This window comes from Enterococcus sp. C76, assembly GCF_040886985.1.
In the GTDB taxonomy this organism is placed as follows: domain Bacteria; phylum Bacillota; class Bacilli; order Lactobacillales; family Enterococcaceae; genus Enterococcus_B; species Enterococcus_B lactis.
The window spans coordinates 1-12035 of the sequence record NZ_JBFOEY010000007.1 but is presented as its reverse complement, the minus strand read 5'-3'; the positions used below and the strand labels follow the sequence as shown (position 1 = coordinate 12035).

17 protein-coding genes are annotated in these 12035 nt (G+C 36.3%); all 17 read right to left on the bottom strand.

Annotation, left to right across the window (positions count from 1 at the left end; all coding sequences use genetic code 11):
• Positions 1-101: 101 nt before the first annotated feature.
• Entirely contained in the window at positions 102-410 is a 309-nt protein-coding gene (locus AB3I00_RS09885) for a hypothetical protein (RefSeq protein WP_002337251.1), read from the bottom strand.
• A 45-nt stretch (positions 411-455) separates the two neighbouring features.
• Positions 456-923 (bottom strand): Ig domain-containing protein, encoded by a 468-nt coding sequence (locus AB3I00_RS09880; RefSeq protein WP_368025140.1) that lies wholly within the window; start codon positions 921-923, stop codon positions 456-458.
• Positions 924-995: 72 nt separating this feature from the next.
• Positions 996-1583 (bottom strand): major tail protein, encoded by a 588-nt coding sequence (locus AB3I00_RS09875; RefSeq protein ID WP_016631245.1) that lies wholly within the window; start codon positions 1581-1583, stop codon positions 996-998.
• Between the two features lie 60 nt (positions 1584-1643).
• Complete coding sequence (locus AB3I00_RS09870) at positions 1644-2054, bottom strand: hypothetical protein (protein ID WP_016631244.1); 411 nt, start codon at positions 2052-2054, stop codon at positions 1644-1646.
• Positions 2051-2455: a hypothetical protein gene (locus AB3I00_RS09865; protein WP_016631243.1), complete on the bottom strand. Its 405-nt coding sequence runs from the start codon at positions 2453-2455 to the stop codon at positions 2051-2053. The genes AB3I00_RS09870 and AB3I00_RS09865 overlap by 4 nt, the downstream gene beginning before the upstream one ends.
• Positions 2448-2702 (bottom strand): phage head-tail adapter protein, encoded by a 255-nt coding sequence (locus AB3I00_RS09860; RefSeq protein ID WP_225610375.1) that lies wholly within the window; start codon positions 2700-2702, stop codon positions 2448-2450. Before AB3I00_RS09860 ends, AB3I00_RS09865 begins: the two co-directional genes overlap by 8 nt.
• A gap of 85 nt (positions 2703-2787) precedes the next feature.
• On the bottom strand, positions 2788-3150 hold the full coding sequence (locus AB3I00_RS09855) for a head-tail connector protein (protein WP_149558007.1): 363 nt from the start codon (positions 3148-3150) through the stop codon (positions 2788-2790).
• A 73-nt stretch (positions 3151-3223) separates the two neighbouring features.
• On the bottom strand, positions 3224-4360 hold the full coding sequence (locus tag AB3I00_RS09850) for a phage major capsid protein (protein ID WP_065763659.1): 1137 nt from the start codon (positions 4358-4360) through the stop codon (positions 3224-3226).
• Complete coding sequence (locus AB3I00_RS09845) at positions 4361-5086, bottom strand: head maturation protease, ClpP-related (RefSeq protein WP_002315361.1); 726 nt, start codon at positions 5084-5086, stop codon at positions 4361-4363.
• A gap of 34 nt (positions 5087-5120) precedes the next feature.
• Positions 5121-6356 (bottom strand): phage portal protein, encoded by a 1236-nt coding sequence (locus tag AB3I00_RS09840; protein ID WP_368025139.1) that lies wholly within the window; start codon positions 6354-6356, stop codon positions 5121-5123.
• Between the two features lie 3 nt (positions 6357-6359).
• Positions 6360-8147 (bottom strand): terminase large subunit, encoded by a 1788-nt coding sequence (locus AB3I00_RS09835; RefSeq protein WP_368025138.1) that lies wholly within the window; start codon positions 8145-8147, stop codon positions 6360-6362.
• Positions 8138-8593 carry a phage terminase small subunit P27 family gene (locus AB3I00_RS09830; protein ID WP_123858048.1) on the bottom strand — a complete coding sequence of 152 codons (456 nt, stop codon included), beginning with the start codon at positions 8591-8593 and terminating at the stop codon, positions 8138-8140. The genes AB3I00_RS09835 and AB3I00_RS09830 overlap by 10 nt, the downstream gene beginning before the upstream one ends.
• 327 nt (positions 8594-8920) lie before the next feature.
• The gene (locus tag AB3I00_RS09825) at positions 8921-9235 is read right to left on the bottom strand and encodes an HNH endonuclease (protein ID WP_002315367.1); all 315 of its coding nucleotides are present in this window, start codon (positions 9233-9235) and stop codon (positions 8921-8923) included.
• Positions 9236-9808 (bottom strand): hypothetical protein, encoded by a 573-nt coding sequence (locus tag AB3I00_RS09820; RefSeq protein ID WP_368025137.1) that lies wholly within the window; start codon positions 9806-9808, stop codon positions 9236-9238.
• A gap of 40 nt (positions 9809-9848) precedes the next feature.
• The gene (locus AB3I00_RS09815; RefSeq protein WP_104878827.1) at positions 9849-10133 is read right to left on the bottom strand and encodes a hypothetical protein; all 285 of its coding nucleotides are present in this window, start codon (positions 10131-10133) and stop codon (positions 9849-9851) included.
• Between the two features lie 437 nt (positions 10134-10570).
• A complete protein-coding gene (locus AB3I00_RS09810; protein ID WP_368025184.1) occupies positions 10571-10627 on the bottom strand; it encodes a hypothetical protein in 57 nt (18 codons plus the stop codon).
• Between the two features lie 841 nt (positions 10628-11468).
• Positions 11469-11867, bottom strand: coding sequence for an ArpU family phage packaging/lysis transcriptional regulator (locus AB3I00_RS09805; protein ID WP_126344224.1), 399 nt, complete (start codon positions 11865-11867; stop codon positions 11469-11471).
• Positions 11868-12035 lie beyond the last annotated feature (168 nt).

Genomic DNA, 12035 nt, shown 5'->3' with positions numbered 1-12035 from the left:
CATCATTTCAAAGGAATTATCTTCTATGTCAGATAGTGACCATCCCGCTTTCACTAACTCTCTGCATAGGTTTAAGTACATTTCTTCTGCTTCTTCGGGTGTTACTTTTTTGCGTCTGGGTCTGGATTGCTTTCAATCCCCATTACTTCTCCTAGGATGTCGTCCAATGTGCTCATTACCTTCTCAGATGGTAAGCCATCAAGAATTTGTTCAGCTGTCAATTTGCTATCCCTGAAGATACCTACAGCAAAATCCAAATAAATGTCTAAACGATTCCAAATCATTACTCCATCTTCATTTAGCTTTTTGATTGTTTCTAAAGCTTTTCGATAATCTTTCCCTGTTGTGTCTATGTTTTCATAGACTTTCTTTCCTGATTCTTCTTTCAATTCAATTCTTACTTTTGCCATTTAGATTCCTCCATTATTTTCCAAATAAAAAAGCTAGTCCGAAGACTAGCCCGCTGCTTTTTCAATAACTGTAATAGTACATTTTGCTACTTTACCGCCATCCGTAGTAGTAAATGAAACTTCTGTAGTTCCGCCAACTTTAGCGTCTGTTTTTACTGTAACGTTGCCTCCAGTAACCGTAGCTACAGCTGTATTCGAACTGCTCCAGTTTCCTGTTTTGTCTGTTGCATTTGCTGGTGTTACAGTAGGAGTTAATTTTAAGGTTCCGCCTTGTTCAACTTCAGCTGTCGTTTTATCCAACGTCACACCAGTAACTGAAATTGGAAGAGTGGTGAATGCAGGAATATCTACTTTTACTGATTCTTGACCTCCGACCACACGCGTAGCTTGATAATCTCCTTTAGCAACTTGAGTATTTGCTGCAATTCCAGTAATAGAAAGTGGACTTTCACCCTCTGCGACTTTTGTAAATTCAGTACCATTTTTTTTATAGATTTTAAATGTATCTGGCATAGTTATCCTCCTAACTTAATTCAACTGTTGCCCCATTAATAGTGGGAGTGATTGCTCCAACAACGGGGCTAGTTACTCCCCCGCTGTAGGAAATACCATCTCTTTCAAAGCAGTAATAGAAGCTTCTTCGTCTCCAACATATTTTGCGACTGTTTGGCCTTTAGCATCACCTTCAACATCATTGGCAATCGCTGAAAATACATATTCTTCTGCTTCTGGTTCGAAAGCTTCATTTGTCGTAGTGTTAAGATTAATAGATTCCCGACTGAATTTTCCTTTGAACATCGCAAGCATCGCTGTATCGCCGTTCAAATCCTCCGATTCCATCAAAATTGCACAATATGGTGGCTCAGTATCTTCTCCTAAGAAGCTAATTTTGTTTGTATCAGTTTTGTAACCAAGAATTTTGTCATTTACTTCTGTTGGTAAATCTAACAATCCAAAAGTAGCTGAAACATCGCCTGTTCCTTTTTGAGAGACATAGTAAGCGATGTTCGATCCGTAAACTTTTGATGGTTCTTTTGATAGCCCACTGATTTCAGCAGATACAGTTGCTCCTTCGTCTTGTTTACCTTCAATTACATATAAATTTGCTGCTGGAATCTTCCCTGTGCTGTCAAAGACCCCGATTGTCATTTTTTTGAATCCTACTAAAGTCATAAAATTTTCCTCCTAATTTTGGGTAATAAAAAAAGACACGTTGTTTTCGTGTCTTAATTTCTAATATTCGGTATCATAAATTTTTGTATTTCCTTCGTAACGGCGCGCATCTACAAAGCGTTTTGTTTCAGAAAAATATTCATCTAATCCTTTCCCGGAAATTTGGCCAAAGCCTAGTTTTTTCATCTCTTTTTTTATCTCATATTGAATCTGCTTACATGTTGTTCTATATTTCGATTCAACGTCAATCTGTATCATATGCTCCACAGAAAGCTCTTTGTTACTTCCGTGGTACGCTTCGTTAGGTGTATCTACAGGACGAATTGTGATCATTGGACCTGTTTTATCGGCGGTTTCAGGCTGCTCATAAAATTTAATACGATATTGTTCGGTATTCTCGTTGTAGGTCATTGAATGAATATACTCATTCAAACAAAGAGCCTCGTAAATGATATTAAGCATATCTTTCATAAACTCTTTTTAACCTCCTCCCCTACAGCATCAAAGTACAACGGCTCGGAATTCTTAAGTGATTTTGTTATTACACCGAATCCTCTCGGTCTAATTTGTTTGCCCTTTCGTGTATATCCCCATTCATTCAAATGAATGATTCTATATCGTTGATGTGGACCATTCCAACCGATTTCAGCTTCTGCCTTGTAATCTCTATACGTAGCGTTCTTGCGAACAACCTCATCGATCGTATAACCTTTGTCTTTAAAAACGGTCATGTCCGTTTGCAACTGTTTTTCTACTTTTTCAGCGCCAACATTGATTGCTTTTTTTGTTAATGTCTTAGTTTTCTTTTCTCCAAACTTTTTCTCTAAAGCTTGGATTGTTTCTTGAACGCCTTCAAACTTTACGTTACTCATCGTTTATCACCGCTAATAAAAGTGTGACAAACTCATTTGAGGCTAAATCATGTCGTACTTCCACGATATTCCATCTGAGTCCGGAATATCGATAATCAATTATTTCTGCGAAATCTTTATTGTCCGGAGTATACTTTTTTCTCGGATCACGCATCACCAGAGTGACGGCCAACTTACTATCTAATCCATTCAAAACTTCAAGGTCCTTCATTGATGGATCGTATATTTCAGCTCTTGTTTTATACAATATTTTTTCCTCATCATTACCGGGTTCAGGCCCATTTGAAGGTTTATATTGATAAAAGAAAACTTTTGTATTTAATTTTCTTGTACTAGACCTTTTCAGTGGACTCACCTTCTTTGAATACTTTATAACTCGCTTTGAGTTGAAGAATAAGAGAGTTGAACCCTAGGTCATACTCTCTTAAACCCCCAGTTGCATTCGCTGTTTCAATGGTAGCTGAGCGTGCATGATAGTAATGATCCGTCAGCATCAAGATAGAAAGGTTTAAAAGATCTGTGTAATCGTTGTCTGTTTCATAAAAAGAAGGCTTATCTTGTCCGATAGCTCCTTTGATGTATGCAATAGCAGCTGCCGCAGATCGTTTAATACCGGTATTATCGTCAGAAAAATCTTCACGAATCGCCTCTTTGATTTCTTCTAAATCTTGTTCTTTTTTAGGATCTAGAATCATGAATACACCGCCTAACTAAGTTCGATAGTTGCCCCATCTGCAGTCGGGGTCACTTTCCCGACGACTGCCGGGGCTACACTTTTTTTATCGTAGCTAGACGGAATGCTGACGCTAGTTTGATTTGATGATCGAACCATGCTGTGACAACAAACAAATTAACACCTGTTTTCACGTCTTTATCTTGTTCGTACGTCGCACCGATATCGTAGTTAAAGTGTGAGTATGAAAAATCTCCGATAACAGGGGTAACAGCAGCATCAGTAAAGATTACTGGTTTACCTAAAATTTGTTCAGGTTGTGCTGTATACAGAGTTGCACTTCCGTTAGCTAGGGTTTCGATGATATTTAAATAATCGGCATATTTCATCATGATTTTTGCATTTTCACGATAGTCTTCGTGTAGATCAGCAATAGCAGCTTTAATTGCTTTGTATAAATCTTCACCTTCGACTTTTTTAATATTTACTTCCGTTTCGTCATAAAAACTCATATGTTCTTCGCCAGTTTTAGGAGTTGTAGCAAACGCAACTTTACGCTCTTTTGCAGCTACACCAGACTGTAAATTACGCTCTACAGTTGAAACTAAATTCGTATTTGTTCCAGCTAAGATAGTTTCAGAAATACCAGTAAAAACTTTAAACTTATGACGTCCAAAAGCTACTGTATCCCCTTTTGCTTTCAGTTCTTTTGCTGTCTCCATATCAGCAATAAAATCATCATCATCCAATGTGAAAGAAACTTTTGGAATTTCTAGATTAGGAATATTTGTGATAGCTGAAACATCTCTTAATGGATTTTTTACAATCGGTTCAGAGATAATGTCGGTAGCTACTGTTTTAGGTAAGAATTTCCCACCTTTTGATGCATCATCATCGCCTAATACTTGTAAAACATCTGATGGAACAGCTTCTTTTGCAATGGTTTTGCGAATCAATTCTGCTTTTGCATCAATTACTTTTTGTTTAGGATTTTCAGAAGTAGTAAATTGTCCTTTTGACAAATTAGCCTTTTGTTCTGCTTCCATTTGGTCGTGTTGAGTTTTGATAATATCGAAACGTTGCTGTAAATCATCTTTTGATTTTTGCATTTGAACTAACTCTTCGGCGCTCGTTCCTGGATCTGTTGCTTTTTGCATAATCGTATCGTTTTGTTTTTGAATTTGCTGTCCTAATGTAGCTAAATCTTGTTTTAATTCATACAGTGTTTTCATTTATAATCCTCCTAGAATTGTGCCTATCAAGGCTTTGTTTTGTTTTGCATGTTCAACGATTTTTTCTATTTTTTCTTGGTCTCTCGAGTTTTCTTGTCTAGAGTCCAAAAGTTTTTCTGGAACTTTTTGATACGTTTCAAACAGTTTTTGACTGATTGAAGCTGCAACTTGATTAGCTGACTCAACCACATCGCAAAGACCGTAATTGTATGCTTCTTGAGCAGACATCCAAGTTTCTTCGTCCATAATTTGTTTTATTTTTTCTTCTGTTAACTTTTCACCAGCTTTTGCTAAATACGTAACTACAGAAGATTCAGCTATTTTGTCCAAATCATCTGCTTGTTTACGTAGCTCTTTGGCATTTCCCATTGAAATTGTCCAAGGATTGTGGATCATTAACATGCTGTTCTCAGGCATAATGACTTCATCACAGCTTGCTACAATCACACTGGCAATTGATGCCGCTAAAGCATCCACATGAGCTACAACACGTGCTTTGTGCTGTCGCAACATATTTCCAATTGCAATTCCTTCAAAGACAGAACCACCTGGTGAATTTATGTGAAGATTAATCTGGCTAACTTCTCCAAGCTCCTTCAAATCTTTTTGAAAACTTGCTGCAGTAGTGTCTGTGTCGTCCCATTTGAAGGAGACAATTTCTCCAAATATAAAAACATCTGCTTCATTTTGATTAGCAGACTGTTTACATTCCCAAAACTTTTTCATTTCAACCCTCCTTTCAAGGCAAAATAAAAAAGACCTAACTATTTTTAGTTACGTCTGTTTCACTAGTTTTATTCGATTTTCTTAATGTTGGATCCATTTCTTGCGGATACATATCACCTGAAATCCATAGATCAGCAGCTTTTCCACCTCGTGGAGGCATTTCTTCTAACATTCTTGCCTCGTCAGGAGACATCCAACCATCGCGTATTCCACCATGATAAAATTTTTGGCGTGCATCACTGTCTCCGCGAAGCAATCCCATCATGTTAAATTTGAAGTAATATCCTTTTATTCTTTCGTTTTTTTGAAGTATTTTCTTATTAAACTCTCTTTCATATTGCTTTACGATCGGAGTGAGTGTCATATTAACGAATAGTTGCATCAACTGTTCATTTGATGAGAAGCTGCTACTGTCAGAGTTCAAGAAAATACTAGGGACGTTATAGACATTAGCAATACGGTCTCGAGTAATTTCTTCAGTGATCTTCATATCAGTTGCTACAAAGTTCCGTTTCATTTCTTCAATAGTCACACCTGGCTCTTGAAAGAGCACGCCACCGTTTTCTTCATAGAAACGTCTAAAATCTTCCACTACGGCTTTTCTTTTTTCTTCATCAACGCTAGTGGCATAAGTTAAAATGAATGAATCTCGTAAGGATTGCATTTCTTTTAAAGAAAATTCACGAACCGCTTTATCAAAATCATTTGAATTTTTTAATACTTGGATTGGACTTATTCCCTTCCAATTTCCATTTCCCGCAATATGTCGTACATGAATAACATCAGTATTATGAAAATAGAATGTTTTGCCATCATTATTCACTTGATACCATAATTCTTTACTATCCTGTTCAATTACTGGTTCAACATAATTTGGATTGAAAGGTACCAAAGATTCTAATTGCCCCCTAATATCTCGAATAATTAAAGCATACCCATTCCCATTTGTATTTCTACTAACTTCAAGTACATTAATTATTTGGTCTAAAGTTTGATTTTTATTAGGAAAATATATTAATCGATCCATAGACTCATCGAATTGCTGATCATAATTCAGATATTTTTTGAATGGTAGACTGGATAATGTATTACTTAAACGAGAAATAACTGAAAATATATTTTCGTTAGTTTCAAGAGTTGAATTTTCTAATCCAAAAAAAGTCTTTCCAATCCATGATTTAAAATTTTGATTTTCAGCATATCCTTTAATAATTGATTGTTTGATGAATTTAGGAGTTATTTTATTAATAGTCCTTTGGAATTTATTCATTTATTAACCTCCTTTCATCATTTCTCTTATACTTATAAATCCAACAGTTCCTGTTTGTTTTGATTTTTTAGCAAACATTTCTACTATACTTACATGACTATTTAACACTGATGCAAAACCATCAATTTTTCTATTTTTTGATTGTTTCGTAGGCATCCAATTATTATTTCTATCTTGAACTAGTTTTACATTTGATAAATACCATCTAAAAATTTTTTGCTGATTATAAATAACTTTGCCATCTAAAAATCGTTCTTTTAAATCTTTCATCGGTCCACCAAGAGTAGCGAATCCCTGAATGGCTTCTTCCATTACAAATCCAAAATTGATCATTTGTTGGTTTAAAATCAAGCTATTTCTTCGGTCATACCTTATTTTTAATATCTTAAATTTTTTAGATTGTTCAACAAACCAATCAAAAACAAATTGATAATCAACATAATTACCTGGTGTTACAGTCAAATCACCTGACTTAATCCAAGCATCTAGCCTTTGCTTATTATTATCGTTGTTATAGCGTTCCTGTGAAATCCAACTATGTTCTAAAATTGCTATTTCTCCAGTTTCATAAATGGGAAATTCCAAATTAGCTGATGTAAAGTCTTGTGTCTCTGATAAGTCGTATCCCCCAACACATTCTTCACCTTCCATGATTTCCCAATCAATCATTTTGTTATTCTTATTGATTGTCTGCATATCCAGAAACGATAGTTCGTCTATGTCAGAAAATAGATTGAATTGCTTAGTGATCCAGTCCGCTCGTTCTTGGGGACTATTACGTTCTGTTTTCCAATCGGTTACCAAATCAACAAATGACATCAATCCGATATTTGGATTAGCTTTGATCCAATTTCTTGGATCATCCGCTTCAGAAACATCATCTAGCTTTGCTACAAAATAAAAAACTCGTTCATCTAGTCCATCTTCGAGATGTTCTAAACAATCGAGTGCATTGTCATAATATTGCATAAGCGGTCCATCAAGAACATATCCAGCTGTAGTTATATATACGATCAGCGGTTGTCTTCGTGTACCACGAGATTTTTTTATGACATTGATCAATTTGAAATTAATGAATTCATGAATTTCATCAAAAATCGCAAAATGAGTGTTTAAGCCATCCAACTTTTTACTATCAGATGCTCGAGCTTCCATTTTAGAGAAAGTAGCCTCATCTTTAATTAAGGATCTTTGTGGCTTATATTTTTTATCCAAACGTGGCGATTGTTTCACCATTTCTTTGGTTTTATCGAACAAAATAGAGGCTTGATCTTTTGCATTGGCCAACACATAGACATTGGCACCTTGTTCATGATCATATCCAAGCATGTAAGCAGATAGCCCACTGATAAGAGATGTCTTTCCATTTTTACGACCAACGAATGTCAAAGCTTCACGAAAACGTCGAATTCCTGTGTCTTTATGAATCCATCCGAACATCGAACCGATGATAAAATGTTGCCATGGTTGCAAAATAAATCGCTCAAAGTCACCTTCAGTCGGGCGGCAATTATCTTCAATAAAACGAATGGGACGATGTCCAATTTCTTCATCGAAAATCCACGGAAATTCTTCTGTTCCTTGCCGTTCTAAATCTAATACATGACGTTTAGCAGCCAGGATGTTTTCTTTACTCGCTGGTATAGATCCATCCATCAATCGTTCAGCGTACCAAGTAGTCAACAGTTCAGGATATGGTTCTAATAAGATTCCTCCCCATGAAGCTTGTTCTTCTTTGTAATCAGCCCACCATCTTTCAAGTTCTGAATATGATAATGACATCAAGTCCATTCATCATCATCCTCGCTTTGAGCCATTTTTATAGCTAATTTAGCTCTAGCTGAAGGCGATAACCCCAAATCACTTCCAAAAGACCGCATGTTTTTTGAACAAGTATCCAATTGTTTGATCAGCGGATTGCCAATATCTTCTGGATAATCTCTTTGCACTCTAGCTGCTTGATTTTGCAGTTTTAAATGTTCTGAGTACCAATAGCAATACATAGCCAGTGGATAAACATCACCGTTCGTAATTAAATCTATCTCAAGCAATTCTTCTTTCAAGAAATCAAATGCTTTCGTTGCAGTTTCATTCAACCACTCAGGAGCTCTGATGTTATCGCTTTTCATTTGTAAGCGTTCCTCTGCGTCCGCACGTTTCTTTAATTCTTTAGTATTTTTTTTATTAGGATTCTTTTGCAACAATTGCAATTTAGCACTTTTAGCTGGTTGTGGCATCTTATCACCTTCTTTCTGTTTTGTGGTCCTGCCAGATCTAAAAAACTTGAAAAGCGGTATTTGTGTAAAGGAGGGAGCTCACCGGTCTTGGCGACCTCCTGTCGCTACTTTTCTAAGTAGGGGGGCTCCTTATCTTTGCTTCTTCTAAGTTCGATTCCCAATCTTAAACTCTCGTATGCTAATCTAGGTGACGTTAGCACTTCACAATTAGTCTCACGAGATCCATAAGTTGATTCTATAACTACAGTTCCATCCAAAATATCCGATTTTAATTTATTAATTTCTTTAATGAGACAATCTAAAGACTCGATCTGTTTATTTGTTGCATTACTCTCTTGTGGCATAGAACTTCACTACCTTTCTCTTCGTCTTAACTTTCTTTTCTCCTCCTGATCTCTCAGGATGTTCTTTGTTATGGCATGCAAGACAAACAAGCTCTAGGTTATTAATGTCCCAGAACTTAGTTATATCTTCTCTTGCTTCAATTATGTGATGAACAACTATCCCTCTTGTGACTATCCCTCGACGTTGACACTCTTGGCATACACCAAAGTCTCTTGCTATAACTAGTTCTCTAAGCTTCCTCCACTTGTTCGTCTTATAGAGTTTGTCTATCTCGTCTCTAGGTCTAGCTTCTTTCATTTACATATCTCTCTTGTGCCCAATGATTTTTCTATCTAAGTACTTGTTATTAGGTGAATCATAATATTCAATAGTGATGTCGTTAGCTCCTCTTGGTACTTGGAATTCATCTTCTTCCGTATGCCAATGATAAGTAATATCGACAAGACCTATCGGCATTTCATCCATTCGTTGACCTTTATAATAAACTTCTGGTACTGAGTCAGTATCTTTTAGTTTGATCTCTAGAAGGTTCGTGTTACTTCCATCATCTAACGTCAATTCATCAATCTTCTTTTTGATCTGTTGCATTACTTTTTTTCCTGTCTCGCCTGTCATTGGCAATACCATCTCATAACCAGTAAACTCGCAAGTAAAGCGTTCAATAGCATAAGCGTTTTGAAGTGGCTTAGCACTAAGAACAGCTGGATTATTGCTATAATAACAATCAACTAATAACTTCCCTATAGGAATGGCATCTAAAGCTCTATCAGTAAACACTAAAGCATCGGGATAATCTTCTTGGATTTTATAAGCTAGATTTGGTGTAGTTACAATGTTATACCCTTCCCTGATATAATCTTTTAATTTCATAGTTTCCCTCCTGAAAACAACCAATAATTACTTGCTAATGCTATTGCATCTTTCCGACATAAACATTCACTAAAGCTTCTTGCACTTTGAATATCCCTTCAACACCTAATTCTTTTACATCCAGGTCTAGCCGCTCTTTCAAGAACTTAGCATTGTGTTCAGCTTTAATAGTTTGCTCAGCGATGAAATAATTTAGTGCTGCTACTTCATCCATCTTTAACCCCACCAAACTAATGATGTTCATGAACAAGTTAGCTAGTTCATCCATATCTTTCTCTGCTCTTATCTTCTCAATTAATTTAATGTAATCGTAGTTATCGTTCATTTGATATACCTCTCAATATTCGATAGATACTAACTTTACTTTTTATCTAAAAAATAAAAAAATCTGGACAATCTACAAAAATAATTCTGTTACACTCTCAATTGGGTAATGTTGTCTTCCTTTTAGAATGATGAATAAAAAATGATAAGCAGGCGATTTTTACAGCAACACTATCTATAGTGTTTAGTAGGATATACACAATCATATTTTCACATTACCCAGCCCATGAAGTTACCCACTATTACTTCATGGGTCTTTTTGTGAGTAATAAAAAGACCACTCAGCGAGTGATCGTAATTGATTTTCTATTTTCACATGCTATAATAGATATAGAAAAAGGACGTGCTGTAAACACGTCCTATGTAGAACCGTTAAAAAGACGGTGGCAGTTAATAGTTTTTACTTAAACCATCTTGCTGGCCAAAGCGAAAGATGGTTTATTTTTTATTATTGCCGTCTTTGATAGCTAGAACTAACATCGCAAAAGCAATCATTAGCTGTAGCGCCTCAAATACTGACAACTCAGGCTCTCCTTTCTCTAGATTTGATACTTACACACATAAGCATCACCTCCTAGAATGGATTGCCACCATCTTTTCACTTTTCTACAACGAATATTATAAAACAAGGGTAGCGAGTTTGCTAGCCTTGTTTTTATGTAAAAACTACACCTCAGCAATAAGATGCAGTTATAACCCTATGTGAACACTGGACTAGAATACTGTCTCTAGCCAAGACCTACGCAATGATACAAAGCCTCACGCAGGCAACTTGCCGTGTTCCTAGCAAATCCAACTTAATGTTTCCCTCCTAACCTACACCTGAGAGTGGCGCACGTCTGCGCTAGTATTTTATGCCTATTAACTGATTTCCAGGCACGCTGGTTAATTCAGCCAACCAATCGGCATCCGATAAGATTGATTGTTTCCGTAGGTTCCTTAAGTCGCTGGAGTGGGATTGCACCACTCATGTACTATTCCTCTCTAGTTTTGTACAAGGTCCCAGTAGTGCGTCGTACGCAACCTACCTTCACCTTTGCGTCTCTCTACTTCCGCCACAGCGACATAATAATAGACAGCAACCAATCGAAAGAAAAACGTTGAACAATTCATAGGAGCTTTTACACATCCTTTTCGTTTATTTTTTGTTTAGTTGCTGCCTATCTAAAAAGAAGTTTAAAACGATGAGGGAGATTTCCTCCCTTACATTTTATTTTGTCGATCCTGTTTCCTAATCTTTCGACACTATCATAATATCACGTTAAATCGTATAATTTGCGCCAAATCTACGCCAAAAAGGCCAAATTTGCGCCAAAAACGCCATTTACGCCAAAAATTATCGGTAGGCAACTACTCCAAATACATCGGCAAACTCGAGTAAAGCTTCCGACTTCATTCGATTCAGCGTTCGAGTGGCTACACCTAAATTGTCTGCTATTTCATCATTCGTCATAGCGTCTCTCACACAATACGTATAATACAGCGTCTGTCTGCTGATTAATCCTAGTCTGCTTAAAGCATATTCAATAGACTTTATTTTTTCTTTTGATTCCATATTCTGGATGATCGCATCTTCTAATAAGTTCCCTTTGCTTGGCGCTTTAGGCATGTCATCGATAAACGGAGAACGAATATCTATTGGGCTTCTATCTGCTTTTCTTTGTAAACTTCGATACTGTCTTAAAATGGCTCTTGCATTTTCTTTGGTTTGTTTGATGTCAGCTTCTTTAATCATTACAAATCACTCCAAGATATGTTATAATTGAAGAACCTTGTTGATTACAATACAATATTCTATGTACTGACAGCCAGTGATCGGCTGTCTATTTTTATGTTCTAAATAACTGTTCCTGTCGAGCTAACTGATGGATTTCCAATCTCACAACTGAATCAATCTCATAAA